Raw genomic sequence first — 26,996 nt, forward strand, 5'->3', positions numbered from 1 at the left:
CCTTGGGAAACCATCAAGGGGGAGCCTTCCATGATCCGACACCTTCCGGTCCTTTGCGCGGCCGTCATCGCCCTGGCCTTCACGCCCGTCGTGGCCCGCGCCCAGCCGGGACCGCCGCCGGATCCGGCCGGCGTGACCCTGAGCGCCGACGAGACCAGCGCCGTCTTGCTGTCGCTGGCCCAGGTGCTGCGCGAACGCTTCGCCTTCCGCGAACGGGGCGCCGCCGCCGCGCGGGAGATCGAAGCCATGGAAGGTCGCGGAGAGTTCCGCGGCGCCCGCACCGCCGCCGACCTGCTGGCGCTGATCGACAGCCGCGTCAAACCCGTGGTGAACGACCGGCATTTCCGCATCCGCTACATGGGGCCCGAGATCCTGGCCGGGTTCAGCGAGGGCCCGCCGCCGCCGGAAGAGGTCGCCGCCTTCAACGAGGAAGTCCGCCTGCGTGGGTCAGAGATCCCCGAGGTGCGCTGGCTGGCGGGCAATGTCGGCTACCTGCGGATCAACCGGTTCATGGACGCCCCGCCCATCGCCGAGAAGCTGGCGGCGGCGATGGGCATGCTGGCCGACACCGGCGCCCTGATCATCGACGTGCGCGGCGCGCCGGGCGGCGAGCCGGCCGGGGTGGCCAACGTCATCGGTCACCTGGTCGACCGGCCCACGCCCACGGTGCACGTCTTCGATCCCGCCGGGCCGGCCGAAGGCCGCACCTATCAGGCGGAACCCCGCACGCCCGCCTTCACCGGCCGTCCCGTCTATGTGCTGATCGACAGCAAGACCGGGTCCGGCGCCGAGGAGTTCGCCTATGACCTGCAGGCCATGGGCCGCGCCACCCTGGTGGGCCAGACCACCTGGGGCGGCGCCACGCCCGGCGGTTACCGCCCCCTGGTCGCGGGGTTCGCCGCCTTCATCCCGATGCAGATCGTCACCAACACCGTGACCGGCGCCAACTGGGAAGGCGTGGGGGTCCGGCCCGATGTCGAGGCTCCGGCCGACCAGGCCCTGACCGTCGCGCACCGGCTGGCGCTGGAAGCCGTCCTGCGCGACGCCCAGGGCGTCCGGCGCGCCATCGCCGAGGAAGGCCTGGAGTCACTGACGGGCGGCTGAGGCCTGCAGGCGATCTCTCTCCGCTATCGTCATCCCGGCGAAGGCCGGGACCCAGCGGCGCCGAAGGCGATGCATCCACGCGCCGTGCCCGCGACAGCTTCGCGCTCCCGCGCGCCGCTGGGTCCCGGGGCTCGCTTCGCGCCCCCGGGATGACGATAGCTATCTGAGGTACGGCCCCACCTTCTTCTCCAGCAGGGCCACCAGCTCCGGCTGCATGAAGGCGTAGTCGTCCGGGATGTCGAGGCAGATGACCCGAGCCCGCTTCAGATGGGCCCTGAAGCGGCGCTGCAGCCGGGCGCGGTGGGCGCGCTCCATGACGAAGATGATGTCGGCCCATTCCACCAGCTCGGCGGAGCAGTGCTCCTCCGCGTCCGGCGCCAGGCCGGCGGAGGCGGTCTCGACGCCGGGTCGGGACGCGAACACCTGCTCGGCCGTGGGCGAGCGGAGGCGGTTGCGGGAGCAGAGGAAGAGGAGGTTGGTCAACAAGCCGCACTTGGATAGGAGCTAGAGCAGTTCCCTGATAAGCCGCTGCAATGTGATAGCTGCCCGCCGGGAGGGGCCATGGCTCGCGCACCAAAGAACATTGAAATTGAGCCCGCCGATCAGGAACTCGCTGACCAAGGGGCCATTACCCTTGCCGAGAAACCTAAAGGCCGACGAGCCCTGTCACGCATGCGTAGAGAGCTCACTGAAGAAGAGCTCGGAAATCCCGCCGTCCAAAAACTAATGATGGACGATCTAGACCGCCTTGAAAATGAAATATCTGAACTGAAACGATTTCGCGAAAAATATCACGAGGTCGACAAGAAGTGCGAAGTTATGACTGAGAAGCTTAAACCGCGCGTACAGGCCGACATATTCTTCGGCGGCTTTGTATCCGTCGGATCGATTTTGATAGGTTTAGCGCCAGCCGTTTGGGAAAATCTGTTGGCCGGAATTGCAAGCGCCGTGTTGGGACTGATACTCGTAGCCGGCGGCATCGCCTCAAAGGTGGTGCTGAAATGAACCTTGAACTGCGATCAATTTTGGAGAGGGGCGTCCACGCCAAAGAACGCATCACCTTGCGCGCTTTAACCGCATGTGACGCAGGAGACTTCGCATTACTTCAAACAGGAGTGAACGGGGGAACTATAACGATAGGAGTAAATCACACCTACTGGTTCCCTTACACTGCAGTCGAAAAAGGCGACCTGATTATCCTCTATACAAAGTCCGGAAAGCAGAACTCGAAAATCTTGGAGTCCGGGAAAACCGCACATTTCTTCTATTGGGGAATTGACCGCGCCATTTGGAGCGAGGAAGTCAGCGCAACCCTCCTCTATTCGCCCGAATGGCAAGGCAAATTGGCTTCGGAATTGTAGCTCTAAAGCGGAATATTATCGTGCTTCTTCCACGGGTTCTCCTGAACCTTGTTCTTCAGCGTCCGTAGCGCCTTGATCAGGCGGCGGCGCGTGCCGTGGGGCATGATCACGTCGTCGATGTAGCCGAGGCCGGCCGCGACGAAGGGGTTGGCGAAGCGTTCCTTGTACTCGGCCTCGCGCGCCGCCAGGGCCTCGGGGTCGCCGGCCTCCTTGCGGAAGATGATCTCGACCGCGCCCTTGGCGCCCATCACCGCGATCTCGGCCGAGGGCCAGGCGTAGTTGACGTCGCCGCGCAGGTGCTTGCTGCTCATCACGTCATAGGCGCCGCCATAGGCCTTGCGGGTGATGACGGTCAGCTTGGGCACGGTGGCCTCGGCGTAGGCGAACAGCAGCTTGGCGCCGTGCTTGATCAGGGCGCCGTACTCCTGTCGCGTGCCGGGCATGAAGCCGGGCACGTCGACGAAGGTGACCAGGGGAATGTCGAAGGCGTCGCAGAAGCGGACGAAGCGGGCGGCCTTGCGGCTGGAGTCGATGTCCAGCACGCCCGCCAGCACCTGCGGCTGGTTGGCGACGATGCCGACCGACTGGCCGTCCAGGCGGCCGAAGCCGCAGACGATGTTGCGGGCGAAATCGGCGCCGATCTCGAAGAACTCGGCCTCGTCGACCGTCTTCAGGATCAGCTCCTTGATGTCATAGGGCTGGTTCGGGTTGGCCGGGACCAGGGTGTCCAGACTGGCCTCGTCGCGGTCGGGATCGTCATAGCTCTCGCGGACCGGGGGCTTCTCGCGGTTCGACAGGGGCAGGAAGCCGATCAGGCGGCGGACCTCGGACAGGGCCTCGAGATCGTTCTCGAAGGCGCCGTCGGCGACGCCCGACTTGCCGGCGTGGACGCGGGCGCCGCCCAGGTCCTCGTGGGTGACCACCTCGTTAGTGACCGTCTTCACCACGTCGGGGCCGGTCACGTACATGTACGACGTGTCCTTCACCATGAAGATGAAGTCGGTGATGGCCGGCGAATAGACGTCGCCGCCGGCGCACGGCCCCATGATGACGCTGATCTGGGGGATGACCCCCGAGGCGAGGGTGTTCTGCAGGAAGATGTCGGCGTAGCCGGCCAGGCTCTCCACGCCTTCCTGGATGCGGGCGCCGCCGGCGTCGAACAGGCCGATGATCGGGGCGCCCGTGGTCAGGGCCATCTTCTGCAGCTTGACGATCTTGGCCGCGTGGGCGCCCGACAGGGAGCCGCCGAAGACGGTGAAGTCCTTGGAGAAGACATAGACCAGACGGCCGCCGATGGTGCCGCGGCCAGTGACGACGCCGTCGCCGGGGACGCGCTGCTTCTCCATGCCGAAATCGTGGGAGCGGTGCTCCACGAACATGTCGGTCTCCTCGAAGGAGCCCTCGTCCAGCAGGACCTCGATCCGCTCGCGCGCGGTCAGCTTGCCCTTGGCGTGCTGGGCTTCGATCCGCTTCTCGCCGCCGCCGAGACGGGCGGCCGCGCGGCGGGCTTCAAGCTTGTCGAGGATGTCTTGCATGGGGAGTCGCTTTCCGTGTCTCCCGCACGGGCTTAAAAGGCGAACCGCCGGGCGGCAAGCGTGACGCCCGTCCCGGCGGGGATAAGGCGACGATCGACGGCGGCTAACCGGCGCCGGGGCCGGGCCGATAGGGCCTGTCGGGGCGCGGCTCGAAGGTGCAGTTCCAGCTGTGGTCGGCATTCACCGCGCACGTCTCCTGAGCCGGCGGCACGACGACACGCACAGCGTCGGACGCGTCGCAATCGACGCGAAAGCCGGCCGTCGCGCTGTCGACGCACTCGATCCGCATGGTCGGGTCGGCCCAGAAGCCAACCCACCGGAGGTCGTCCGGCCCGTTCAGGGGCAGCAGGGTCGCGACGCAGGCGCCGGTCGTGGCGCATCTGGCGGGCGCCGGGGGCATGCTCCGCTGGGCCTCCCGGGCATCCGCGAACTGTCGGAGGCTCTCCTGAAAGGCCGGGGCCGCGCTCGCGGGCGGGACCGCGAGGACGGCGGCGAACAGGCTCGCGGTGAGGACGACGGTTGCCATCGGAAGCTCCCTGAAACGCCTTTGCCCCCGGACGCTAGAACCTCCGCGCGCGGTTGCAAGGCGTCTAGCCGACGAAACCCTGCCCGCCCGGGGCCGGCGCGGTCATCCCCGCCAGTCGAGTCAGCTCGGCCACATGGGCGGCGAAGGCCTTGCGGCCGGCCGGGGTCAGGCTGGCCCAGGTGCGCTGGCGGCCCTCGGCGGCGGCCTTGCGCACGGCGATATAGCCCGCCTCCTCCAGCTGCTTCAGGTGTTTGGACAGGACGGAATCGGACACCGCCAGCGTGTCGCGCAGGGTGGAGAACTCCGCCTCGTCGACGCTGGACAGGATGGCGCAGATCTGCAGCCGGCCCGGCGCATGGATGACCGGGTCGAAGGTCGGCGGCGTCATCCCGCCTCTCCCGTCAGAGCCCGCCGGTAGGCCCGGCCCCAGAGCCGCGACAGGACGAAGGTCCCCGCCGCTGCGATCGCGCCCGCCGCCAGCGCCGGCCACCTCAGTCCCAGCAGGAGGGACGACGCCAGGACCACCAGCAGCATGGCGCCGAGCAGCAGGTTCAGGGCGATGGAGTACGGACGGGCGGAACGGGGGCCGGGCCCCTGGATCCAGAAGCCCGAACGCGAGCGGCGCACAACGACCAGCCACGCGACCAGCATCACGAACGGGACCATGGTCAACGCCCCCAGGGGCGGCGGCAGGGCGTGGACCGCGTAGACGGCACCGATGGCCAGGGCGAAGGCGGCGTCCCAGCCCCAGTGCACCGTTAGGCGTTCCGCCACGGCGTTCTTCGCCTGTTGAACGACCTCCAGCGCCTCGGCCGGCGTTTGGAACTCAGCGTCGATCGGGCTCATCGGTCCAGCCTCATCTCGGCGCGATAGACACGGCGCCAGATCCGCGACCCGATCAGGGCGACGACGAAAACGGCCACGCCCGCCACGCCGGCGATCAGCAGCGGAGAGGTCTCCGGCGACAGCCGCCGGATGACCAGCAGGCCGATCATGGCGGCGGCGAACAGCAGGCCGATGCCGATGGCCACCCAGCGGGCCCAGCGCGGCGACAGGCCGGTCACGCGCAGGCCGGTGCGCTTGGTCTCGCGCTGGAAGATGATCGTCAGACCCAGCACGCCCAAGGTGCTGGCCAGCACATTGTAGGGCACGTCGAACACCTGGCCGGCGACCATGCCGGCGGCGATGACCGAATAGGTCAGGTCGTAGCGCCAGCCGCCGCCGGCGACGCGGTCGTGCACGGCCCGGCGGGATTTCTCGATGGCTGCGAGCGCCTCGGCGGGGCTCAGGGCGGGGGGAGGCTTGTCGTCGGTCATGGCGTGCTTCTCACTTTCCAAAGTGGAAAATGACATGACTTTCCAACTTGGCAAGTGAAAACTTTCCGCTTTGGAAAGTCAGCGCTCCAGACTGCGGAACCACCGGTCGAACAGCACGGCCTCGGCGCGGCGGAAGGCGGTGCGGGCGGCGTTGTCCTCGTCCACGCCCCAGCGGCTCTCCTGGAAGGCCTCGTCGATACGCGACAGGTCGAAGGCCATCTCTCCCGACAGCGCCCCACGCTGCACCGCCAGCCCCAGCACCGCCGAGCCCAGCAGGGGCGTGAGGGCGGCGAGGCCGGTCAGGGCGAAATCGTCCAGGTCCAACGCCAGCGCGCGCACCCGGGCGACGGCGGCGGGGTCCTGGGCCGTGTGGAGGAGGCCTTCGGCGACCTGGAGCGGGACGCCCAGCTCCCGGGCCCAGTCGCGCCACGGCGCCCATTCGCGCGCCTGCTGTTCAACCAGCGAGCCGGGAGCCTCGGCCGGATAGCAGAGCAGGTCCGACCCGGCGTAGGCGGCGACCTCGTCGGCCACGGCCTCGCGCACCTGGCTGACGCGGTCGATGGCGGTGGAGGCCAGGCGGGTGGCGGGCATGGTCCCGGGCTCGATGAACTCGCCCTGCGCGGCCCATTCGTCGGCGACCATGCGGGCGGCGGCCTCGGTCGGCAGGGTCAGTTTGGCATGGGCCGGAGTCTTGGGCGCGCGGCCGTCGAGCAGGACGGTCCAGCCCCCCTCCCCTTCACTGATATCGACCGTCTTCCAGAAGCGCTTCAGCCGCTCTTCGGACTCGCGGAAGCCCTTGCGGGCGGCGACCATGGGATCGAGGGGGGGAATGTGGCTCATCGTGTGTCTCGATATCAGGCGTAGCTGCGGGCGAAGCCGTCCAGCACGACGTTCAGTTCGCCGAAGCTCTTGGCCACGTGACGCGCGCCGCCGGCGATCTGTTCCTCGGCCGTGTGGAAGCCCCAGGCGACGCCCAGCGGCAGCACGCCGGCGTTGACGGCCATGGTCGCGTCGTGGGCGGTGTCGCCGATCATGACGGTCGAGGCCGGGTCGGCGTCGCAGGCGGCCATGGCGGCGTGGAGCATGGCGGGATCCGGCTTGCCCGGCCCGTCCTCGGCGCAGTGAGACGACAGGAAGATCTCGGCCCAGCCCTGGCGGGCCAGGTTGCGGGCGACGCCGCGGCGGTTCTGGCCGGTCGCCAGCGCCAGGCGCCAGCCGTCGCGGTGCAGGCGGCGCAGATGATCCATGGCCCCGTCGTACAGCGGCTCTTCGTGCCCGTCGGCGTACATGCGGTTGAAGCTGGCGCGGAAGCCGGCGACGAAGCGCGCCAGCCCCTCGGCGTCCAGGCCCGGCTCCAGCACGGCCATGGCGTGATCGAGGGACAGGCCGACGATCTGGCGCACCCGGTCATACTCGGGCTCGGGCAGGCCCATGTCGCGCGCGGCCTCGCAGGCGGCGCGGTGGATGGAGGCGCGGCTGTCGACAAGGGTGCCGTCGATGTCGAAGACGGCGAGCGGGCGGCTGGAGAAGGTCATGCGGGTACGACGTCGAAGGCAAGGGTCAGGCGAGGCCGCTCGCCCGTGAACGGGACGGTGCCATGCCACAGATAGGAGGGGAAAAGCACCAGCTTGCCCGGCTCGGGCTTCTCGAACCGGACGGGCGGGAAGACGTCGGGGGCGAAGGGGGCGCCGCCGAAGCCGAGCCAGCCCTCGTGGCCGCCCGCGTCGACGGCGGCGGGCACCTCGATATAGCAGGCCGAGGACAGCCACCCATTGGGATGGACATGGGGGGCGTGGAAGCCGCCGGGCGCCAGCTGGACCGACCAGCAGCCCGCCATCCGCCAGGCGCCGGTATTGCGCCTGCGCGTGGGATCGGAGCCGGCGCCCAGACCCGCGACATGGCGGGTGATCGGGCCGTGAACGGCGCTGAAGAAGGCCTGGATCACGGGATCGTCGCTGGCCTTCAGATCGACCGCCGTCTGGGTGCCGTGGCGCAGGCTCTGGCCGACCGGATGGGTCCGCAGGCCGTGGAGCCGGCGCAAGGACACGGCCAGATCGGCGAGAAACGACGGGAGATCCGACCAGCCGGCGGGGGTGTCGATGAGATGGCCGCGCACCAGGTCGGCGTCATACCAGGCGCGGTCCGCCAGCCGGCGGGCGAGGCCGAGCAGAGACAGGACGCTCTGATCGGCGGGGAAGCGTTCCGCCAGCGGCTCGATCAGGCCGAGGGCCTGGTCCGCTTCGCGCCGGGCCAGCCGCACCTCGGTGAGCCGCAGCCAGGCCCGCAGGTCGCCCGGGGCGAGGGCTGTCGCCTTGAGGGCGTGGGTCAGGGCCTGATCCAGATCGAAGGACAGGGCGGCATGGGCGGCGGCCAGCTCCACCTCCGGATGATCCGGTCCCGCCGCTTCAGTCAGGGTTCGCCAGACGGTCCGGGCGTCGTCGCCCGCATACTCCATCAGACTGGCGCGGAGCAGGTGCAGGGCCCGGTCGGCGGGCGTTCGCGCCAGCGCCTCGCGCACCGGCTCCAGGGCCCGTTCGCCGTCCGCGGTGCGCATCCAGATCAGTTGGGCCAAGTCCCGGACGGCGTCGATATAGCCGGGCCGGCGCGCCAGCGCCTCGCGATAGGCGGCGTCCGCATCGTCATGCTTGTTCTGCGCCACCAGGGCCCGCGACAGGACCAGCCAGGTCTCGGGCGCGTCGCCGCCCTTGGCGAAGGCGCGGCGGGCGGCCGCCTCGGCCTCGGCGGAGCGGCCGAGGTCGCCCAGCAGGGCCGCCAGATTGTGCTCCGCGACCGCGCTGGCCGGGCGCGCGGCCACCGCCGCAAGGCGCTCGACCAGGGCCTGGGGATCTCGCGGCGACGGCGTCATTTCAGCCTGAGGGTGCTGGCGCGGTTCATCGCTGCCGCCTCACGCCCTCGAACGGGTCCTCCCCCGCCCCCTCATGCGGGTCGAAACCGAAGTGGGCGAAGCCGGCCTTCATCTCGGGGCTCAGCGGCGCCTCGACGATCAGCTTGCCGCCCGACGGGTGGTCCAGCTCGATCCGGTGGGCGTGCAGCTGCAGCTTCAGCCCGCCCGACAGTTCTTTCGATTTCTCGTCGCCGTACTTGGGATCGCCGAGGATCGGGTGGCCGATCGCGGCCATGTGGGCGCGCAGCTGGTGCGTCCGGCCGGTGAAGGGGCGCAGCGCCATCCAGGCGGCGCGGTGGGAGGCCCGGCTGATGGTGGCGAAGGCGGTCTCGGCCGGTTCGGCGCGCGGATCCTTGCGCTCGGCCGGGCGCATCATCTCGAAGTCGTTGATGCCGGTCTTCTTCAGCGGCATGTCGATCTGGCCGGCCGACGGCTTGGGATTGCCGATGACGATGGCCCAGTAGGTCTTCTTGGCCTGGCGCCGGGCGAAGGCGCCGGCCAGCCGCTTGGCCGCCTCCGGCCCCTTGCCGAGCAGCAGGACGCCCGAGGTGTCGCGGTCAAGGCGGTGCACCAGGCGCGGACGCTCCATCCCCTCGCCCCAGGCGCCCAGCAAGCGGTCGACGTGGCGGCTGGTCTTGGTGCCGCCCTGCACCGCCAGCCCGTGCGGCTTGTTCAGGGCGATGACCATGTCGTCCTCGTAGATCACGAGCGACTTGGCGAAGCGGATGTCCTGTTCCGACAGGGTGTGGGCGTCGCCCGCCTGACGCGAGGTGTCGTCGGGGATCGGCGGCACGCGCACGGCGGCGCCGGCGGTCAGGCGACCCTCAGGCTTGATGCGGGCGCCGTCGACGCGGATCTGGCCGCTGCGGGCCATCTTCTGCACCTGGATGTTCGACAGGTGCGGCCAACGCCGGCGGAACCACCGGTCCAGACGAATGCCGTCCTCGGCCTCGGCGACATAGATGGTCAGGACTTCCCGCTTGGGGGCCTCCGGGGCGTCCGTGGGGGTCTCGTCGGTCAAATTGCGGCTCCGAAAGCGCGGCGGGCCAGCATCAGGCCGAGGAACAGGGCGATGACCGAAGCGGCCACCGAAACGGCGACATAGCCGGACGCCATGGCGAACTGACGGCGCTCGATCATCAGGACCGTCTCCAGCGAGAAGGCCGAGAAGGTGGTGAAGCCGCCCAGCACGCCGACGGCGGCGAACAGGCGGATCGTCTCGCCCTGGGCCCCGCCCCGGAAGGCCAGCCAGCCGGTCAGCAGTCCCATCAGCAGGCCGCCGGCGACATTGGCCGTCAGCGTCGGCCACGGCCAGCCGCCGGTCACGGGCAGCAGTCGTCCCAGGCCGTAGCGGGCCATGGCGCCCAGCGCACCCCCGGCTGCAACGATGAGAAAACGTGTCATGATCCGGGGCTTATAACCCCGTTTGCGGCATTGCGAAGGGAGACGCCCGATGACCGACCTGATCCTCGCCATCATCCACCACCTGCTGGTCTTCGGCCTTGTCGCCATGCTGGCGGTCGAGCGGGTGCTGGCGGGCGCGCCGGTCGTCGACATCAAGCGGCTGTCGCGGCTGGACGGCGGCTACGGCGGGACGGCGACCCTGATCGTGCTGGTCGGGATCGGGCGGGTGATCTGGGGCGGCAAGGGCTGGGCCTTCTACCAGGCCAATCCCTTCTTCTGGGCCAAGATCGCGACCTTCGTCCTGATCGGCCTGATCTCCATCGGACCGACGGTGGCCTTCCTGCGCTGGGCGAAGGCCGCGCGGGCCGAGGCCGGCTTCCAGCCCCCGATCGCGGAGCGCAAGCGGGTCGTCGGCGCGCTGAACCTGCAGGCGCTGCTGCTGGTCGTCCTGCTGGCCTGCGCCGCCGCCACGGCGCGCTACCCGTTCTGACCGAAACTTCACTTGCCGGGAGACAGGGTTAACGGCGATACCCGAACAGCGGCGCTTCGCGTCGTGAGAGAACGCCGTCCGCCCTGCGGCGTGATCTGCCATAGTGCCGGGCATCGAGATTCCTGAGGACCGCCGAAGCGCCATGTCGCACGACGATCACAACCACGCGCCCGACCCGCACGCCTCGCCCTTCGACGGCGGCCACGGCGGCCATGGCGCCGACTCGCGTCTCCAGGCCGCGCCGAATCCACCGCCCCCGGGGGCGCAGGACAGCCCGAACCGCGAGATCCCGCAGCCGACGTCGCACGCCTCGGCCCCGCCCCTGCGCAGCGCCGACGGCATCCTGCGGCCGATCCAGGACAGCGAGTATTTCTCGTACGACCCGGCCTCGGTGGCCGCCGTGTCGAGCCATATCGACGAGTATTTCAACCAGCCGCTGGACCTGTTCCCCTTCTGGGAGAGCGAAGGCAAGCCGGACCGCTTCCACGTCCTGTTCAGCCGCCAGATCGAGGAACGCTTCCCGGTCGACAGCGATATCCGCAAGCTGATCCACGACTACGGCCGCCGCGTCTTCCGCGCGCTGGTGGTGCACGTCTCGGTCAAGCGGGGCAGCCAGCTGGCGGCCCTGGTCGCCTTCACCCTGCTGGCGACGCTGGGGCCGACCTGGTTCTCGACCTGGACCGGCTCGCCGCCGATGGGACTAGGCCTGGCCTTCGCCGCCATGCTGGCCGTGGTCGGCGTCTTCTGGGCCGCGCAGGCGATCCTGTTCATCCAGTACCGTTTCCAGCTGGAGAACGACTCCTACGAACTGTCGCGTGAGATCGTGACGCGGACCCGCGAGCTGCAGAACCTGTTCACCAGCGCCCGCGCCATGGCTGACCAGGCCGAGACCCAATACCAGATGGACGGCAAGGGCTGGGGCCAGCGCGCCCTGTACCTGACCCGCCTGACCATGTGGATCGGCGCGCGGATGGAGTACCTGGAGAAGTACGTCCAGATGGAGCTGTGGCGTGTCCGCCGCGAGCGCTACTGGATGCGCTGGGCGCAGCGGATCATGACGCCGCTGGTGTTCGTGGTCTGGCTGGCCCTGTTCCTGCTGGAGCCCGCCCCGGCCGACGCCGGCGCTTTCCGCGCCCTGCAAGCCGCGGCCGTCGCGCTGGGTCTGGGCGTCACCTGGCTGTCCTACTTCCGCTGGCGCACGCCGGTGGCGGCCATCCAGGACAAGCTGGGCGTCGAGGGCTGGGTCCGCTACGCCTCGCTGGACGTCGACAACGCCGTGGCCGACCAGGTGCGGCGCGACAAGGAGCGGTTGGTGGAATACCGGGCGCTGACGCGGGGGCGTTGACGCCAGGGACTAGTCTCTACCGCCGCAACGCGTCCCGCACGCCCCGGGCGTCATACGCTTCAGGCCGGTCCGGACGCTGGCCGCGGCCCATGACCACTTCCAGAGAGGTCGAGGTCGCGGACGGGCCGGTGAAGTTCAGGCCGACGCCGAGACCCACGCCGGACGAGGAATAGCGGCCGTAGGGGCTGGAGTAACGGCCGCTGCCGTAGCTGACGCCGACGCTGGGGCGCATGCCGCCGGCGCTGTCGGGACGGCCGTCGGTCCAGCGCTGGGTGACCTCGAACCAGTCATAGCCCTCGGCCGTGGTCAGCTCGGCCGCGCGCAGCAGGGCGTAATCGGCCACGGGCCCGGGCGCGCCGACGCCGTTGTAGGTGACGCGGAACCGGTTGGATTCAATCCGCTGCTCGGAATAGCCCTGCCCGTTCGGCCCCATCTGGGCGCCGTAGGGGGCGAGGCTGGCGCAGGCCGACAGGCCGAGACCGGCGGCGAGGATCAGGGGCAGGACAAGGCGCTTCATGACAGGCTCCGAGGCTTCCGGAGGTTAACCGTAGCGGGACGCAGTGGTTCCTGTCACGGCGGCCGATGTTACGAGAGCCCCGCCGCCGCCTTCAGCGTCTCGAAATCGTCCGGCAGCGGCGCTTCCACCGTGGCGTAGCCGCCGGACGGGTGCGGGAAGACCAGTTTCGAGGCATGCAGCATCAGTCGGGGCGCCGCGCGGCCCGCGAAGGTCAGGGCGCCGCCGTAGCGCACGTCCCCGGCCAGGGGCCGCCCGATGGAGGCCATGTGGACGCGCAGCTGATGCATCCGCCCGGTGGCCGGGTCCAGCTCAACCAGGGCGCCGTCCTCCGACGCCGACAGGGTGCGGTAGCGGCTCAGCGCGGCCTGGGCGCCCGGCGCATCGGCGCTGACGGCGCGCATATAGCTTTCCCGCCCGATCTCCTGGCGCGCCAACGGCGTGTCGATGGTCCCGGCCCGGGGCTCGGGCGCCGCCGACAGCAGCGCCTGATAGGTCTTCTTGAACCGCCGCGCCTGCAGCGCCTTGCCCAGGAACCCGGCGGCGGGCTTGGTCCGGGCCGCCAGGATGACGCCGGAGGTGTCCCGGTCGAGCCGGTGCACCAGCTCCGGCCGCTTACCGTTCGAGCGCATGAAGGCCCACAGCAGGTCGTCCAGCGTATGCACCTGGATCCGTCCGCCCTGGCTGGACAGGCCGGACGGCTTGTTGAAGGCGATGACGTGCTCGTCCTCGAGGATCACCCACGAGCGGACGGCGGCGATCTCGTCCTCGGTCAGGGAAACGGGCGCGCGGGTGGTCACGCGACGGTCTTCGGCGTCCAGCGGATGCGCTCGAAGCGGGCGATCAGCCCGGTCACGACGCCGGTGATGATCCCGGCGAACGGGCCGACGAACAGGGTGGCCAGCAGGATGCGGTGGGCGGCGATCACCTGCCCTCCGGCCTCGATCTGAAGGAAGGCCGACAGGCGGGCGTTCAGGTGCACCGCCCAGGCCATCAGGATGAAGGCCAGGGCCCCGGCGATCAGCGCCTTGCCCCGGCCCAGCGGGGCCAGCAGCAGCACGATGGCCGCCCCATAGAGGAACAAGGCCAGCACCTCCATCGCGTGCGCCGAGCCCGCGCTGACGCGATAGCCCAAGAGCCACTGGGCGAGGACGCCCAGCCCGACGAGGCAGACGGCGGCGAGGGTCAGGGTGGGGCGTGGCGCGGTCAGGATCATGCCCGACCGCTTAGCACGATCCGTCCCGGACCCAAGCCCTCAGCGCAGCACGCCCCGCTTCGTCGCGAACCAGGCGTACCAGATGAAGAAGACGCAGCCGGCGCCGATCACGACGTTCATGACCCAGGCGTTCGGCCCCATCACCTTGGAGGCGTCGGACATCCCGTAGCTGTAGACCAGCCCGCCCAGGAAGCCGAGGAACGACAGGATGAAGGCGTGCAGCGCCCATTTCTTGCGCAGCAGCAGCAGGATCGCCCCCAGCATCCCGCCCCACACGCCGATGGCCCAGGTGGCGTGGGTCCAGGCGGGCATGGCGTGGAAATAGGCGATCTGGGCTTCGGTCATGCCGTAGCCGCGCAGGTATTCCTCGCCCTTCAGATTGGTCATGGTGAAGTCGTAGCAGCCGTAGGAATTCCACAGCACGCCCACGATCCCCACCACCCACAGGTGCCAGGGCGTCTTCACCGTCATCGAGTTGGCATCAGTCATGGTCCCCTCCCAAGGTCATGTGATCGCAGGAGAATGCTCCGGAACCGCCGTTACGGCAACGGTGCAGCCGCAGGGCGCCGCAACCAGCCCCTCCAGACCGTGAGCGCCGTCAGCAGGCCGCTGAACAGCGCCAGCGGCGCACCGAGAACGACCAGGACGGCGCTCAGCTCAAGCAGCAGCAGCTTGGGCACGCCCGCCGAGGTCAGGAGATGGATCGTCAGCCAGGCGTTGGCCAGCGCGCCCAAGCCGACGGCGACCATGGTCAGCAGGATCGCAGGAAGCCACCAACGCCGCTCGAAACCGCCGAAGACCAGCAGGGCCGAGATCGGCAGCGCCACCAGGCCGCAGAGCCCCGCCCAGTCGCGCAGGTCCAGGGCGCCGAACACAGACAGCGTCGTCAGCAGCAGGGCCACGGCGATCGGGAACAGCCCCCACGCCATAGGGATCCTTCGCACCGTCATTCGCGCTCAGCCCTCCTTCCGCGCCCGCATCTCGGCCCAGCGGTCCAGCCGTTCCTTGACCTTGGCCTCGTGGCCCTCGCCCTTCGGTTGGTAGAAGACGCGGCGCTCCATCTCGTCGGGGAAGAAGTTCGCGCCCGAGAAGCCCTCCGGCGTCGAGGGGTCGTACTGGTAGCCCTTGCCGTAGCCGAGCTGTTTCATGAGCTTGGTCGGCGCGTTGCGGATGTGGGCGGGCGGCATGAAGGAGCCGGTTTCGGCCGCCGCGCGCTTGGCCGCCTTGAAGGCCTCATAGACCCCCACGGACTTGGGCGCAGTGGCCAAGTGGACCACCGCCTGGGCCAGGGCCAGCTCGCCCTCCGGGCTGCCGAGGAAGTCGTACGTATCCTTGGCCGCATTGGCGACCAGGAGGGACAGAGGGTCCGCCTCGCCGATGTCCTCGACCGCCATGCGCACGATCCGGCGCGCGAGATACAGCGGATCCTCGCCCCCGTTCAGCATCCGCGCCAGCCAGTAGAGGGCCGCGTCAGGGTCTGACCCGCGAACTGATTTATGCAGCGCGGATATGAGGTTATAGTGTTCTTCTCTGCTCTTGTCATAAGCAGGGGCGCGCTTCTGCAGGATGCCGGCGAGGGCCTGGACGTCCAGCGGCTCCACCCCCTGCAGGTCGAACAAGACCTCGGACATGGTCAGCAGGTAACGGCCGTCCCCATCGGCCAGGGCCAGCAGGGCATGGCGCGCCTCGGGCGTCAGGGGCAGGCTCTTGCCCTCCATCGCCTCGGCCCGGATCAACAGTTGATCCAGCGCTGCATCGTCCAGCCGCTTGAGCACATAGACCTGCGAGCGGGACAGCAGCGCCCCGTTCAACTCGAACGAGGGGTTCTCGGTCGTGGCCCCGACCAGGGTGACGATCCCCTCCTCCACGAACGGCAGGAAGCCGTCCTGCTGGGCGCGGTTGAAACGGTGGATCTCGTCGACGAAGAGCAGGGTCGACTGCCCCGCCGCGCGGCGCATGCGGGCGGCCTCGAACGCCTTCTTCAGGTCGGCCACGCCGGAGAAGACGGCGCTGATCTGCTGGAACTGATACCCGGCCGCCTTGGCCAACAGGCGGGCGATGGTGGTCTTGCCGGTGCCGGGCGGCCCCCACAGGATCATGGACCCCAGGCGACCCGCCTCGACCATGCGCCGGATCGGCCCGCCCTCGCCCAGCAGATGGTCCTGGCCGACGACCTCGTCGAGCGTTTGCGGCCGCAGGCGGTCGGCCAGGGGCGCGTCGGGAGGATGGATGCCGGAAGCTTCGAACAGGTCGGTCATGGACGCCCAGAGATAGGCGTTAACGGCGCCGGTTTCACGCGTTACTATGCGCAGGCACCAAGGAGAATGACATGGCAGACGCTCCGAAGACCCAGGGACCGACCGCCGGCATCAGCCCCCACCTGACCATCCCTTCGCGCGGCGGCCAGGCCGCGATCGAATTCTATCAGCGCGCCTTCGGAGCCCGGGAAGAACGACGCATGCTGGCCGAGGACGGCGAGCGCCTGATGCACGCCGCCTTGGTCATCAACGGCGCCAACGTCCTGCTGGCCGACGAATTCCCCGAGTACAACGGCGAGCAGGACATCGTGCCGCGCGGCGTGACCCTGCATCTGCAGGTCGATGACGCCGACGAATGGTGGAACCGCGCCATCCTGGCAGGCGGCGTGCCCCTGTTCCCTTTGGCGGACCAGTTCTGGGGCGACCGCTACGGCCAGTTGAAGGACCCCTTCGGCCACACCTGGTCGATCGGGGCGCCGATCAAGGGCCGGTGAGATGACCTACGTCCCGCCCGATCCGCCCGTCGTCCCCTATCTGATGGTCAATCGCGGACATGTGGCGCTGGACTGGTACGTGAAGGCCTTCGGCGCGCGCGAGACGGCGCGGTACGATATGGACGACGGCCGGCTGGGCCACGCCATGCTGGTGCTGGCCAACAGCGGGGCGATCTATCTGGCCGACGAATTTCCCGATCCGGACGGGACCATCGGCATGCGCTCGCCCGCGCGGCTGGGCGGGACCGCCGTCACCGTGGCCCTGGCCGTCGAGGACGTGGACGCCTGGATCGCCCGGGCCGAGCGCGAGGGCGCGACGGTGATCCGTCCCGCCACCGATGAGTTCTACGGCCGGCACGGCAAGCTGCGCGACCCGTTCGGACACGTCTGGTCGATCACCGGACCTAAGCGCGACAGCTAGCGGATCGTCCCGGTCATGGTGCGGCCGCGACGGTTGATGCTCACCTCGGCCCCGCGGCCGACGTTGGCCAGCTGGGTCAGGGCGCTGACCGGACGGCCATTGATCGCCACGACCACATCCCCGGCCTGGAATCCGACCCGGTTGGCGTAGCTGCCGCGCTGCACGCCGGTGATGATCGCCCCGGTCGAGAAGGGGTCGCCGCCCAGTCTGTCGGCCAGGGCCGGGTTCAGCGCCACGGCCTGGGCGCCCGACAGGCCGCCCTGCTGGATCAGGGTCGCCTTGTCGGTGTCCGGGTCGCCGGGCAGCGGCGCGATGCGGGCGTTCAGGGTCTGGCGGCGGCCGTCGCGAACGACGGTGACCTCGACCGTCTCGTTCGGGTCGTGCAGGCCGACACGGAAGTTCAGTCCGCCCTGGTCGTTGATCTCGGCGCCGTCCACGGCGGCGATCAGGTCGCCCTCGCGGATGCCCGCCCGGGCGCCGGGGCCGTTGGGCCAGACCTGGGTGACGACGACGCCCTGGGGCCGCTCGAGGCCCAGGCTGCGGGCGATGTCGGCGCTGACCGTCTCGCCCTTCACGCCCAGCCAGGGGCGCACGACCACGGAGGCGCCGCCGACGGCGTTGTCGACCACCCGCTTGACCATCGAGGCCGGGATGGCGAAGCCGACGCCGGACGAAGTGCCCGAACGCGAGAAGATGGCCGAGTTGATGCCGATCAGGTCGCCGTCCATGTCCACCAGCGCCCCGCCCGAGTTGCCGGGGTTGATGGCCGCGTCGGTCTGGATGAAGGAGCCCGAGTCCGAGATATTGGTCTCGGTCCGGTTCAGGGCCGAGATGATGCCGTTGGTCACCGTCTGGCCGACACCGAACGGGTTGCCGATGGCCAGCACCAGGTCGCCGACCTGTTGCTCCTCGCGATCGTCGATGTTCAGCACCGGCAGGCGTTCGCTGACGCCCTCCAGCTGCAGCACGGCCAGGTCGGAGCGCTCGTCGCCCAGCACCACGCGGGCGTTGAATTCGCGCCGGTCGTTCAGGATCACCCGGATCGAACTCATGCCGTTGACGACGTGATAGTTGGTCACAACCACCCCGTTCGGCCGCACGATGACGCCCGAGCCGACCGAGCCGGTTTCGCGCTGGCCCGGCATGCCGAAGAAGGGATCACGGACCTGCTGCACGCCCCGCGCGGCGATGTTGACAACGGCGGGCGCGGCGGCGCGGACCACCGGCGCGAAGCTGGACTTCATCGCCGTGGCGTCGCCGGGCGCGACCCGGTTGTCGGCGAAGACGCCGTCCTGGGCCTTTGAGCTGTTGGGTTGTCCGCAGGCAGCGAGCGTGAGGGCGAGGGCGAGCGCGAGAGAGCCGGTCTTCATCGTCATCCATAGCTGGTCAGGGAAGGACATGGCCCATTCCGCTCCGGATTTCGGGCCGGATCAAGGCGGTTACGCTTGCACCTCGATCGCCTCCGCCCGCGACGCCTTCCGCGCCACCACCCAGCCGATCACGGCGGCCAGCAACAGGACCGCCCCCGCGATGTAGAAGGACAGGCCGGGATCGTAGAGGCCGCCGACCAGCAGGCGCGACGCCGCCCCATGGCCGGCCCAGCTCTCGATCCAGCGCGCCACGCTGTCGAAATGCCCGCCCGTCGAATGGGTGTAGACCCAGCCGAAGAACAGCGGCGACAGGACGCCCGCGATGGCCCCGACGCTGTTGTTGGCGCCCTGCAACTGACCCTGCTCGTCCTCGCCGACGCGGCGGGTCATCAGGGCCTGGATCGTCGGCATGGCGAGGCCCCACAGGGCGTTGGGCAGCATGGCGGCGACGAAGGCCCAGCCGGTGGGGGCCCAGCCCATCAGGCAGATGCCGATCGTGCCGCCGAACAGGCCCAGCACCAGGGTCGGCCGCTCGCCCAGCCGCTTGGACACGGGCCCGACCAACAGCCCCTGCACGATCATGTCCAGCAGGCCGACCAGCGCCAGCAGCAGGCCCACCTGCACCGGCCCCCAGCCGTAGCGCAGGGCCGCGTACAGCACGAACACCGCCGAGAAGACGTGGTGGGCGAAGTAGAGCAGGAAGTTCACGATCGCGAGCCCGGTCAGCTCGGCGTGACGCTTCAGCAGGATCAGGGCGCCGACCGGATTGGCCCGTTTCCAGCTGAACGGCATCCGCCTCTCCAGGGGCAGGCTCTCGGGCAGGACGAACAGGCCGTACAGGAAGGCCACGCCCGACAGAACGGCGGCGAACCAGAAGGGGGCGCGCGGCCCCAGCTCGCCCAGGAAACCGCCCAGCACGGGCCCGAGCACGAAGCCGCCCGAGAAGGCCGCTCCGATCAGGCCATAGGCCTTGGCCCGGTTCTCCGGCGCGGTGATGTCGGCCATGTAGGCGAAGACGGTGGTGAAGCTGGACGAGGTGATGCCCGCGATGATCCGCCCCGCCGCCAGCCACCACAGGTTCGGCGCCACCGCCATCAGCACATAGTCGAGCGCCAGCCCGGCGCAGCTGATCAGGATGACGGGCCGCCGGCCGTACTTGTCCGACAGCGAGCCGATGATGGGCGAGCAGATGAACTGCATCCCCGCCCACAGGGCCACGAACACCCCGTTGATCCAGCCGGCGTCGGCGTTGGAGCCGACGAACTCGACCACCAGCTGCGGCAGCACGGGAATGATGATCCCCATGGCGATGACGTCGAGCACCGCCGTCACCAGGATGAAGGCGATGGCGGCGCGGCGGACTTTCAGGTCGTTGAGGGCGTTCATGGCGTGGTGGATAGCGCTCCAGGCCTTCGGACGCCATCCGCGCCGGCCCGACGGGCCACGATCAGATGAGGGTGTGCACCAACCGATCGCGGCTGGCGATCTTGGACGCGCGGTAGGCCGAAATCGTCAGACCGGTGAGATCCATCAGGTCACGGGCCAGATGCGAGTCGTCGGCGTACTCCAGGCGGGCGTCGTCCTCATCCCCCGATGAGAGCCAGGGCGAGGGGTGCAGAGTGCGCAGCAGGCGCTGAAGGCGGGCGATGCGCAGCACGCGCTTTGGCGACCAGCCGATCAGGCGATGGCAACGCTTGTGCAGCGCGCGCTCGGAAATCCCGCATCCGCGCGCGATCCCGGCGACGGGGCCGCGGACCCGATGCTGCAGCATGGCGTCCATCAAGGCCTCCGCGGCGTTCGGCTCTCCCGCCCGCCCCATGACGCCGCGAAGCCAGGCCTCCGCGGCGGCGATGCGATCGGTCGCCTCCGGCGCCTGCGCGATACGGGACAGCCCGCGCCGCGCCTCGGGATCGAGGAGATCGCCCAGATTCATGCGCCGGTCGGCGATCGGTCCCTCCGCCGCCCGGGCCAGCACCGCCGCGCCCCTGAGCGTCAACACGGCGACGAAGGCATGCATGGGCTGCTCGGTCCGGGACCACGGCGTGGTGGATGACGGTCCCCACAGCCCCATGCGCGGGACGGTCGCCGTCGTGGGGCCGTCCGTCAGGTGAACATCGGCGCCCAGCATGATCTGGATCAGCGGCGCCGGCACGGGCAGTTCCCGCATGGCCTGGAGCGCGGTCAGATCCTTCCGCTCGATGAAGGCCGAGACGAACGGCTGCAGGTCGGGCGACGCGACCCGCGAGGTAAGCTCCATCCTTGGCGGCGTCGACTGGGCCAGCACGGGGTTTGTCCGGTTCCGATTTCTACAGGAGATGAGCCGGGGATGGCGCTAGCGTCAATCCAGCCGGAGAACGCCGTTCATGAATCAATCCCCCACCCGACTGACGTGCGTCTGGGCCCTGACCGTGGTGATGAGCGTTCCGCCGGGCGACGCCTTCGCGGCCCCGAGCGATCCCCTGGCCGCGATGCGGGAGGGCGCCCAGCCGGGATGCGCGGTCGCCGTGCTGAGCCCCGCCGGACCGACCTTCGACGCGGCGGGCCTGGCCGACATCGAGGCCGCCGCGCCGATCACCGCGCACACGGGGTTCCTGATCGCCTCGGCCTCCAAGCAATTCACCGCCCTGGCCGTGCTGAGCCTTGTCGATACGGGCCGGATCGAGATGGACGCGCCGGCGGCCCGATGGCTGCCGGACATGGCCGGCGCGCTACAGGGAGCCACGGTGCGCCAGTTGCTGAACCAGACGGCGGGCGTGCGCGACCACACCACCCTGATGGCGCTCTCGGGGATCGAACGCATGGGCGAGGCGGCGCCGGCGGCGGTGCTGGCGATGATGCGCGGGCTGGATAGCAACAATTTCCCGGCGGGAAGCCGCGCGGCCTATTCCAACGGCAACTACCTGATGCTCGCGCAGCTGGTGGAGCGGGTCTCGGGCCAGACCCTGGCGGACTATGCGCGCGAAACCCTTTTCGCCCCGCTGGGCATGACCGGGACCGGCTTCGTGGCCGAAGGCCTGACCACCCACGGCTACCGGCGTCTTCGCGACGGGAGCTTCCGGATCGCGGACGACCAGCCTTCCCTTCCCGGCTCGGGCGGCCTGGTCACGACGGTGGAGGACCTGGCCCGCTTCGACGCGGCCTTCCGGGCCGGTCGCGGCGCCTGGACCCCGACAGTGAAAGCCCTGTTCGTCGAGCCCGGCCGTCTGGCCGACGGCGCGATCGCGACCCTGCCCGAGTTCGGAACGCCCTACGGCGCCGGGATCGGCCTGGAAGACCGCGACGATGTCCTGTGGCTCAGCCACGACGGCGGCTCGGAGGGCTTCCGCGCGGAATACATCCGGCAGGCCGAAGCGCCGGTCGGGGCGATCGTGCTGTGCAACCGCACCGACGTGACCCCGGGCGCGATCGCCGAGGCGTTCCTAGGCACGCCGATGGCGACACCCTCGCCGCCCCCTGCTCCGTCCGGACCGCGTCCCGCGCCGGAGCCGGCGTCCGAGACCGCGCGGGCCAGCCTGGTCGGGCGCTGGATCTCGGCGGAGACCGGCATCGACTATGACATTCGTCCGGCCGAGGACGGCGTGCAGGTCACGATCCGCTCTCCCCTGTCGCCGGAGCCCATTGTCGAGGACTGGGGCGGGTTGCGGGCGGGGTCCGACGGCGCGGTGGTCACCGGCCCGCTTCGACTGAAGGCGGACGGGGACAGGCTGACGGTCAGCTTCGGACGACGGATCGAGAACCTGATCTTCCGCCGGATCGACTGATCGCCGGAGCCCTCCCCTCACCTAGCGCGCCATCGCGGCCTCGGTGTCCGCCGCTTGGCCGTCGCCCGCCGGGACCGGCAGCTTCAGCAGCCGGGCCAGCAGCGGCTGGACGTCGACGCTGTCCATCTCGGGCAGTCGGATGCCCCGCGCCAGATCGGGGCCATAAGCGATGAACAGGGCGCGCATCTCGGGCGCCTGATTGTCGAAGCCGTGCGCGCCGCCGCGAACCCGGGCCGGGTCAGTCCGCTCGCGCGTGCCGATGATCCAGCCCGTCTCGGCCAGGCAGACGATGGCTGGGATGCGGGGATTGGTTCCGTAGGCCAGTCGCGCCGGGACCTCGCCCTTGCGCCAGCATTCCATATGCGGCGAAGCCCCCAGCAGGGCGGCCTCGACCTCGGCCTCACGGCCCGCGACAGGATCCAGGGTCGCCACCGGCCCGTGGGTCGTGACGGTGACGGCCGCGGCGTCGACCTTGTCGTCGAGGAAGATCACCCGTTCACCCGAAATCGGCGCCATGCCGTGATCGGCCACGATGACCAGGTCCGCTTCGATCCCTTGATTTTCCAACCCGTCCACCAGCGCCTTCACGGCGGCGTCGATGTCGACCAGCACCGCATCGGTCTCGGGTGCATCGGGGCCGTACTCGTGCCCGGCGTGGTCCAGCACGTTGAAATAGAGGGTCGCCAGTTGCGGACGCTCCGCCTCGGGCAGGCTCAGCCAGGCCAGCAGGATGTTGACCCGCGCCAGCGACGGCACCGTCTGTTCGAACGGCAGCCAGTAGGTCGGCCGCACGCCCCGGATCGGGGCCTCCGAACCCGGCCAGAACAGGGTGGCGGTGCGCAGGCCGGCGTTCTCGGCCGTGACCCAGATCGGCTCGGCGGCGTCATACCAGACCCGGTCCATGACCTCGGCCCGATTGCCCAGCGAGAAGCGGCGGCCGGGCAGGTTCGGGTCCGTCATCATATTCGCGACGAGGCCGTGGTGGTCCGGGTGCAGGCCGGTCGCCAGCGTATAGAAGTTCGGGAAGGTCACGCTGGGCCACGACGGCCGCATGCCGCCCTCGGCCTGGACGCCCTCAACCGCCAGTCGTGACAGGGTCGGGGTCAGTCCCCGCTCCAGATAGTCGGCGCGGAACCCGTCGATGCCGACCAGGATGACGGGCCGATAGGGCTCCTGGGCCGGAGCCTGGGCTTGGGCCGACAGGCCGGCCGCCATCGCGGCCACGAGGATGAGCAGGAACAGGGGGCGCAAAACCATACGGAAACTCCAGCGAGACTGGAGATTGCCTAAGCTTAATCTGCGACAGCACGACAACGCCTTGCCTCGGGCTGTTCACACGGCCAAGCTCCTTTCCATGAACGCTGTGATTGAAACCCGTGGGCTGACCAAGACCTACGGCTCCGTGCGCGCCCTCGACGGGCTGGACCTGACCATCCCCAAGGGCGGGGTCTATGGCGTGCTGGGGCCGAACGGCGCCGGCAAGTCGACCCTGTTCCGCATCCTGCTGGGCCTGATCCGCGCGACGGACGGCACGGCCACCGTGATGGGGGGCGGCGTCGGCGACGTGGGCGCCATGCGCCGCATGGGTTCGATGATCGAGACCCCGCGCTTCCCACCCTTCATGACCGCCCGCCAGGTCCTGCGCTGGCTGGCGCTGGAGCACGGCGTCGGCGGCGAGACCGACATCCCCCACTGGCTGGAGCGCGTCGGCCTGACCCAGGCGGCGGACCGCAAGGTGCGCGGCTTCTCGGTCGGCATGATGCAGCGCCTGGGCGTCGCCGCCGCGCTGATGAGCCGTCCGGAGCTGGTCATCCTGGATGAACCGACCAGCGGCATGGATCCGCCCGGCATCCAGGAGATGCGCGCCCTGATCCGCTCGCTGGCGACCGAGGACGGCGTCACCGTCGTCCTGGCCAGCCACCAGCTGCTCGAGGTCCAGCGCGTCTGCGACCGCGTGGCCATCCTCAACAAGGGCAAGCTGGTCCGCGAAGGCGCGGTCGGCGAGCTCACCGCCGTCGGCGAACGCCTGCGACTGGTCGGCACGCCGATCGAGAAGGTGCTGGGCGCGCTCAGCGTGGCGGCGACCCGTGACGGCGACGCCGTCCTGGCCGACGTCAAGCGCAGCGAAGGTCCGGCCCTGATCCGCGCCCTGGTCGAACAGGGCGTCGACATCCACGAGGCGCGCTGGGTCGGCACCGATCTGGAAGCCATCTTCTTCACCGAGACGGGCTCCGTGCAGACCCCGGAGGCCGATCATGCTGGCTGACGCCATTCGCGCGGAGAATTTCCGCCTCTGGAAGAACCGCACCACCCTGCTGTGGAGCACCGTCTTCGTGCCGGTCATGGGCGTAATCTTCGGCGCCATCGGCATCTTCGTGATGAAGGGCAGCGAGGCCAAGATCGCCGCCGACACCAAGATGCCGCCGCAGGTGATGGAGCTGATGTCCTCCGCACCCATCAATCTGGTCGAAGCCGTCACGAGCAACGCCGCCAAGCTGGATAACCCGGCCCTGCTGCTGTTCGTCCTGATCGGCGCGGCGACGATCTACGCCGGCGACTACCGTTGGGAAACCTGGCGGCTGATCAGCGCCCGCAACAGCCGGGCCAACCTGCTGCTGGGCAAGCTGGCCGTGACGGCCCTGCTGGCGCTGGGGGCCATGGGCCTGATGCTGATCGCCGGGGTCTTCGAGACCCTGATCCGCGCCAGCGTCTTCACCCGCCCGATCACGTTCGGCCTCACCGGCGAACTGTTCGGCCAGTTCCTAGCCGGTGTCGGCCTGAGCTGGCTGCGCATCATCCAGTTCACGATGATGGGCATGCTGGCCGCCGTGGTCACGCGGTCGCTGCTGGTCGCCCTGTTCGTACCGCTGGTGATGGGCGTCGCCCAATTCTTCACGCCCCAGGTCCTCGGCTCCATGGGCGTCATGCCCGACGCCTGGCTGTCGATCCTGGTGAACCCCGGCGCGGCCATGGATATCCTGAAGCTGGTGGTGATCCAGCCCGAAGGCGCGCCGCCCGCACCCGACGGCACGCTGTTGAAGTCGGTGATCAGCATGGTCCTGTGGACGCTGGTCCCGCTCGCCGGCGCCCTGGCCTGGTTCAACCGGCAGGACCTGTCCAAGGAGTAGCGGTCAGAACCGCTTTTCCATCCACACGTCGGCCCGGGCATAGGGACTGGGCCGGGGCGGCAGGTCGGTGAAGCCGAAGCGTCGGTAAAGGGCGATGGCGTGGGTCTGGGCCGTATTGGTCTCCAGATAGAGGCGCGGCGCCCCGGCCGCCCGCGCCGCCGTCTCGCAGGCCTCCAGAAGGCGGTGACCCAGGTTCAATCCGCGCGCCTGCTCCAGCACTGCCATCTTGCCGACCTCGAAGCCGCCGTCGTCCATCGCCATCAGGGAGCAGCAGCCGACCGGCGTCCCGTCCTGTTCGGCGATGAAGATGTGGCCGCCCTTGCTCAGGATCGCCCCCTGAGGGTCGCCCAGCACCAGTTGGTCCTTGGCCTCCAGCACATAGCCGCCCGCGACCAGCCAGTCCTCGTTCAGGGACCGCCACGCGGCGGCATGGTCGGGACGGTAGGGTTCGATGGTGATCACGGCTTCGGCTGTCGGCATGGCGTTCTCCTCGCCTCCCATCTGGGAAGCGGGAGCGGATGGGGTAAGCCCCCTTTCCTCTTCAATCGGCCGATCGCCAGAGGTCAGGCGACTTCAGACCGCGCAGCCAGTCGCGCCTCCAGCGCCGCCAGGTCCGGAACGAACCACACCCGATGACCGGCGTTGGACTCGCGGACGAAATCGGTCAGGGCGCCGCTGGTCGCGAGCTCGGCGGAGATGTCGCCGACGATGGCCAGCCGGACCTGATAGGTGACGAATTTCTGGATCACCGCCCCGGCCAGACCCGTGCGCAGGCGCAGGAAGTCCTCGCCCAGCCGCTCCGTCGGCAGGACCAGCCAGTCGACCTCCAGCCCCCACAGCCCGCCGATCAGGTCCAGCGCGTCGGCCTCGCGGGTGACGCGCGGTCCCTCCGCGGCGCACACCAGCACCGACGCGCCCCCCATGACCCTCACCTCGTCACTCATGTCGTCTCCGCATTGCGAAGGGTCGCCGCCGGTCCTCCCTCGAGGGAACCCGGGACGGCCTGCGTCCTTAATCCTGACGGACAACAGGGGCGACGGATGGTCGAAGTCAAGAAAGCCAGGCGGCCAAATCTGAAGGACGGCGATCTGTTCTGCGTCACCTTGGCGGACGGTCACGGTTACGCGTTCGGCTATGTGGCGCTGGCGTCCTCGAAATCCGGCAAGCTGGTCGACGTCTTCGACCACGTCAGCGCGACACAGACGCCGCCGGAGGACATCGAGGACAAGCCGCTGATCCTGCACAACCTGCTCACGGGGTCGGGAATTTTCGTCCAGACCCGCAACAATCCCACCCCTTGGCGCCTGTTGGGACGACGGGTCTCGCGGATGAGGCCTGTCGGGCAGGCCCTGCTCCAGATCGGCGGCAAGGTGTTCGACCTGCGCACGGACGGGCTGATCGACGAACCGGCTGGCGTGGATCGGCGCAACCTGCCTCGGCATTCCCTTCCCCTGGACGACGCCCACACCTGGAAGATCACGGCAAGGCTGCTGCGCCGCGACTATCGGTTCAAGGAGGATGACAGCGGATGGGAGCTGACCCCCTGACCCCGGGCGTCCTCCTGTTGTCGTTCGAAGGTCACGGCCGTCAGACCGCAGAGCGCATCGTGGCCGATATCCTGGCGCGCGACGCCCCCGCCGCGATCATCGGCGGCGGCGCGGACCTGCAGGGCGGCGGCTTCGACATCGAGGTCCAGACGTCCGATCCGAACGGGCTGGTGGCCCGGATTGAAGCGGCCCTGACAACCGTCCCGGAACTCGTCCTTGTCGCCGCCGCCTGGATCGAGGACTGATCCCGGGCGCTCCCTCGATCCGCTTCACGGTCCAAGAAAAAAGGCGGCCGGTTCGC

General features: G+C 69.5%; 35 protein-coding genes. 12 read left to right on the forward strand and 23 right to left on the reverse strand.

Annotated elements, in window-relative coordinates:
* The first annotated feature begins 30 nt into the window (after positions 1–30).
* Positions 31–1,104: a S41 family peptidase gene (locus tag AC1RRF_RS08505; protein ID WP_492833987.1), complete on the forward strand. Its 1,074-nt coding sequence runs from the start codon at positions 31–33 to the stop codon at positions 1,102–1,104.
* A 159-nt stretch (positions 1,105–1,263) separates the two neighbouring features.
* Here AC1RRF_RS08505 and AC1RRF_RS08510 read toward each other — a convergent pair whose 3' ends face one another.
* Positions 1,264–1,587: a low molecular weight protein tyrosine phosphatase family protein gene (locus AC1RRF_RS08510; RefSeq protein WP_492833988.1), complete on the reverse strand. Its 324-nt coding sequence runs from the start codon at positions 1,585–1,587 to the stop codon at positions 1,264–1,266.
* A gap of 78 nt (positions 1,588–1,665) precedes the next feature.
* Here AC1RRF_RS08510 and AC1RRF_RS08515 point away from each other — a divergent pair, with 78 nt between their 5' ends.
* Both AC1RRF_RS08515 and AC1RRF_RS08520 read left to right on the forward strand, forming a co-directional pair.
* Positions 1,666–2,109 (forward strand): hypothetical protein, encoded by a 444-nt coding sequence (locus AC1RRF_RS08515; protein WP_492833989.1) that lies wholly within the window; start codon positions 1,666–1,668, stop codon positions 2,107–2,109.
* The gene (locus AC1RRF_RS08520; RefSeq protein WP_492833990.1) at positions 2,106–2,465 is read left to right on the forward strand and encodes a hypothetical protein; all 360 of its coding nucleotides are present in this window, start codon (positions 2,106–2,108) and stop codon (positions 2,463–2,465) included. Before AC1RRF_RS08515 ends, AC1RRF_RS08520 begins: the two co-directional genes overlap by 4 nt.
* A 2-nt stretch (positions 2,466–2,467) precedes the next feature.
* Here the strand turns inward: AC1RRF_RS08520 and AC1RRF_RS08525 are convergent, their stop codons facing one another.
* The 10 genes from AC1RRF_RS08525 to crcB form a co-directional block, all read right to left on the reverse strand.
* The gene (locus tag AC1RRF_RS08525; protein ID WP_492312767.1) at positions 2,468–4,000 is read right to left on the reverse strand and encodes an acyl-CoA carboxylase subunit beta; all 1,533 of its coding nucleotides are present in this window, start codon (positions 3,998–4,000) and stop codon (positions 2,468–2,470) included.
* A gap of 103 nt (positions 4,001–4,103) precedes the next feature.
* Complete coding sequence (locus AC1RRF_RS08530) at positions 4,104–4,526, reverse strand: hypothetical protein (RefSeq protein ID WP_492833991.1); 423 nt, start codon at positions 4,524–4,526, stop codon at positions 4,104–4,106.
* Between the two features lie 64 nt (positions 4,527–4,590).
* Positions 4,591–4,914 carry a winged helix-turn-helix domain-containing protein gene (locus tag AC1RRF_RS08535; protein ID WP_492833992.1) on the reverse strand — a complete coding sequence of 108 codons (324 nt, stop codon included), beginning with the start codon at positions 4,912–4,914 and terminating at the stop codon, positions 4,591–4,593.
* Complete coding sequence (locus tag AC1RRF_RS08540; RefSeq protein WP_492833993.1) at positions 4,911–5,372, reverse strand: hypothetical protein; 462 nt, start codon at positions 5,370–5,372, stop codon at positions 4,911–4,913. The genes AC1RRF_RS08535 and AC1RRF_RS08540 overlap by 4 nt, the downstream gene beginning before the upstream one ends.
* A complete protein-coding gene (locus tag AC1RRF_RS08545; RefSeq protein ID WP_492833994.1) occupies positions 5,369–5,842 on the reverse strand; it encodes a hypothetical protein in 474 nt (157 codons plus the stop codon). The genes AC1RRF_RS08540 and AC1RRF_RS08545 overlap by 4 nt, the downstream gene beginning before the upstream one ends.
* A gap of 78 nt (positions 5,843–5,920) precedes the next feature.
* A complete protein-coding gene (locus tag AC1RRF_RS08550; protein WP_492833995.1) occupies positions 5,921–6,682 on the reverse strand; it encodes an ATP12 family chaperone protein in 762 nt (253 codons plus the stop codon).
* A gap of 14 nt (positions 6,683–6,696) precedes the next feature.
* Positions 6,697–7,377 carry an HAD-IA family hydrolase gene (locus tag AC1RRF_RS08555; RefSeq protein ID WP_492833996.1) on the reverse strand — a complete coding sequence of 227 codons (681 nt, stop codon included), beginning with the start codon at positions 7,375–7,377 and terminating at the stop codon, positions 6,697–6,699.
* A complete protein-coding gene (locus AC1RRF_RS08560; RefSeq protein ID WP_492833997.1) occupies positions 7,374–8,708 on the reverse strand; it encodes a putative 2OG-Fe(II) oxygenase in 1,335 nt (444 codons plus the stop codon). Before AC1RRF_RS08560 ends, AC1RRF_RS08555 begins: the two co-directional genes overlap by 4 nt.
* Positions 8,709–8,733: 25 nt before the next feature.
* Positions 8,734–9,768 carry an RluA family pseudouridine synthase gene (locus AC1RRF_RS08565; RefSeq protein WP_492833998.1) on the reverse strand — a complete coding sequence of 345 codons (1,035 nt, stop codon included), beginning with the start codon at positions 9,766–9,768 and terminating at the stop codon, positions 8,734–8,736.
* Complete coding sequence (gene crcB / locus AC1RRF_RS08570) at positions 9,765–10,151, reverse strand: fluoride efflux transporter CrcB (RefSeq protein WP_492833999.1); 387 nt, start codon at positions 10,149–10,151, stop codon at positions 9,765–9,767. The genes AC1RRF_RS08565 and crcB overlap by 4 nt, the downstream gene beginning before the upstream one ends.
* 49 nt (positions 10,152–10,200) lie before the next feature.
* Between crcB and AC1RRF_RS08575 the strand changes: the two genes are divergently transcribed.
* Positions 10,201–10,641, forward strand: a complete 441-nt coding sequence (locus AC1RRF_RS08575; protein ID WP_492834000.1) for a DUF2214 family protein — start codon at positions 10,201–10,203, stop codon at positions 10,639–10,641.
* 142 nt (positions 10,642–10,783) lie between these two features.
* The gene (locus tag AC1RRF_RS08580; protein WP_492834001.1) at positions 10,784–11,986 is read left to right on the forward strand and encodes a hypothetical protein; all 1,203 of its coding nucleotides are present in this window, start codon (positions 10,784–10,786) and stop codon (positions 11,984–11,986) included.
* Positions 11,987–12,002: 16 nt separating this feature from the next.
* Here AC1RRF_RS08580 and AC1RRF_RS08585 read toward each other — a convergent pair whose 3' ends face one another.
* The 6 genes from AC1RRF_RS08585 to AC1RRF_RS08610 form a co-directional block, all read right to left on the reverse strand.
* A complete protein-coding gene (locus AC1RRF_RS08585) occupies positions 12,003–12,503 on the reverse strand; it encodes a CC0125/CC1285 family lipoprotein (protein ID WP_492834002.1) in 501 nt (166 codons plus the stop codon).
* Between the two features lie 68 nt (positions 12,504–12,571).
* A complete protein-coding gene (locus AC1RRF_RS08590; protein WP_492834003.1) occupies positions 12,572–13,300 on the reverse strand; it encodes an RluA family pseudouridine synthase in 729 nt (242 codons plus the stop codon).
* Positions 13,297–13,716, reverse strand: coding sequence for a hypothetical protein (locus AC1RRF_RS08595; RefSeq protein ID WP_492834004.1), 420 nt, complete (start codon positions 13,714–13,716; stop codon positions 13,297–13,299). The genes AC1RRF_RS08590 and AC1RRF_RS08595 overlap by 4 nt, the downstream gene beginning before the upstream one ends.
* Before the next feature lie 39 nt (positions 13,717–13,755).
* The gene (locus AC1RRF_RS08600) at positions 13,756–14,205 is read right to left on the reverse strand and encodes a hypothetical protein (RefSeq protein WP_492834005.1); all 450 of its coding nucleotides are present in this window, start codon (positions 14,203–14,205) and stop codon (positions 13,756–13,758) included.
* Between the two features lie 50 nt (positions 14,206–14,255).
* A complete protein-coding gene (locus AC1RRF_RS08605; protein WP_492834006.1) occupies positions 14,256–14,645 on the reverse strand; it encodes a hypothetical protein in 390 nt (129 codons plus the stop codon).
* A gap of 27 nt (positions 14,646–14,672) precedes the next feature.
* Complete coding sequence (locus AC1RRF_RS08610; protein WP_492834007.1) at positions 14,673–15,974, reverse strand: replication-associated recombination protein A; 1,302 nt, start codon at positions 15,972–15,974, stop codon at positions 14,673–14,675.
* Positions 15,975–16,045: 71 nt separating this feature from the next.
* On the opposite strand from AC1RRF_RS08610, the gene AC1RRF_RS08615 reads away from it, so the two are divergent.
* A complete protein-coding gene (locus AC1RRF_RS08615) occupies positions 16,046–16,468 on the forward strand; it encodes a VOC family protein (RefSeq protein WP_492834008.1) in 423 nt (140 codons plus the stop codon).
* 1 nt (position 16,469) lies between these two features.
* Positions 16,470–16,889, forward strand: a complete 420-nt coding sequence (locus AC1RRF_RS08620) for a VOC family protein (protein WP_492834009.1) — start codon at positions 16,470–16,472, stop codon at positions 16,887–16,889.
* Here the strand turns inward: AC1RRF_RS08620 and AC1RRF_RS08625 are convergent.
* The 3 genes from AC1RRF_RS08625 to AC1RRF_RS08635 all read right to left on the reverse strand — a co-directional run bounded on the left by AC1RRF_RS08625 (position 16,886) and on the right by AC1RRF_RS08635 (position 20,543).
* On the reverse strand, positions 16,886–18,259 hold the full coding sequence (locus AC1RRF_RS08625; protein ID WP_492834157.1) for a trypsin-like peptidase domain-containing protein: 1,374 nt from the start codon (positions 18,257–18,259) through the stop codon (positions 16,886–16,888). The genes AC1RRF_RS08620 and AC1RRF_RS08625 overlap by 4 nt on opposite strands.
* A 69-nt stretch (positions 18,260–18,328) precedes the next feature.
* A complete protein-coding gene (locus AC1RRF_RS08630; protein WP_492834010.1) occupies positions 18,329–19,645 on the reverse strand; it encodes a TCR/Tet family MFS transporter in 1,317 nt (438 codons plus the stop codon).
* Positions 19,646–19,706: 61 nt separating this feature from the next.
* Complete coding sequence (locus AC1RRF_RS08635; RefSeq protein ID WP_492834011.1) at positions 19,707–20,543, reverse strand: helix-turn-helix domain-containing protein; 837 nt, start codon at positions 20,541–20,543, stop codon at positions 19,707–19,709.
* Between the two features lie 79 nt (positions 20,544–20,622).
* On the opposite strand from AC1RRF_RS08635, the gene AC1RRF_RS08640 reads away from it, so the two are divergent.
* Positions 20,623–22,020, forward strand: coding sequence for a serine hydrolase domain-containing protein (locus tag AC1RRF_RS08640; RefSeq protein WP_492834012.1), 1,398 nt, complete (start codon positions 20,623–20,625; stop codon positions 22,018–22,020).
* 21 nt (positions 22,021–22,041) lie between these two features.
* Here AC1RRF_RS08640 and AC1RRF_RS08645 read toward each other — a convergent pair whose 3' ends face one another.
* Positions 22,042–23,277: an alkaline phosphatase family protein gene (locus AC1RRF_RS08645; protein ID WP_492834013.1), complete on the reverse strand. Its 1,236-nt coding sequence runs from the start codon at positions 23,275–23,277 to the stop codon at positions 22,042–22,044.
* 97 nt (positions 23,278–23,374) lie between these two features.
* Between AC1RRF_RS08645 and AC1RRF_RS08650 the strand changes: the two genes are divergently transcribed.
* On the forward strand, positions 23,375–24,286 hold the full coding sequence (locus AC1RRF_RS08650; protein ID WP_492834014.1) for an ABC transporter ATP-binding protein: 912 nt from the start codon (positions 23,375–23,377) through the stop codon (positions 24,284–24,286).
* Positions 24,276–25,148 carry an ABC transporter permease subunit gene (locus AC1RRF_RS08655; protein ID WP_492834015.1) on the forward strand — a complete coding sequence of 291 codons (873 nt, stop codon included), beginning with the start codon at positions 24,276–24,278 and terminating at the stop codon, positions 25,146–25,148. Before AC1RRF_RS08650 ends, AC1RRF_RS08655 begins: the two co-directional genes overlap by 11 nt.
* 3 nt (positions 25,149–25,151) lie before the next feature.
* Here the strand turns inward: AC1RRF_RS08655 and AC1RRF_RS08660 are convergent, their stop codons facing one another.
* Positions 25,152–25,628 (reverse strand): GNAT family N-acetyltransferase, encoded by a 477-nt coding sequence (locus tag AC1RRF_RS08660; protein WP_492834016.1) that lies wholly within the window; start codon positions 25,626–25,628, stop codon positions 25,152–25,154.
* Positions 25,629–25,711: 83 nt separating this feature from the next.
* Complete coding sequence (locus AC1RRF_RS08665) at positions 25,712–26,092, reverse strand: DUF4180 domain-containing protein (protein WP_492834017.1); 381 nt, start codon at positions 26,090–26,092, stop codon at positions 25,712–25,714.
* 96 nt (positions 26,093–26,188) lie between these two features.
* Here AC1RRF_RS08665 and AC1RRF_RS08670 point away from each other — a divergent pair, with 96 nt between their 5' ends.
* Complete coding sequence (locus AC1RRF_RS08670; RefSeq protein WP_492834018.1) at positions 26,189–26,695, forward strand: hypothetical protein; 507 nt, start codon at positions 26,189–26,191, stop codon at positions 26,693–26,695.
* On the forward strand, positions 26,677–26,940 hold the full coding sequence (locus AC1RRF_RS08675) for a hypothetical protein (RefSeq protein ID WP_492834019.1): 264 nt from the start codon (positions 26,677–26,679) through the stop codon (positions 26,938–26,940). Before AC1RRF_RS08670 ends, AC1RRF_RS08675 begins: the two co-directional genes overlap by 19 nt.
* Positions 26,941–26,996 lie beyond the last annotated feature (56 nt).

This window comes from Brevundimonas sp. GW821-FHT12C05, from assembly GCF_058807475.1.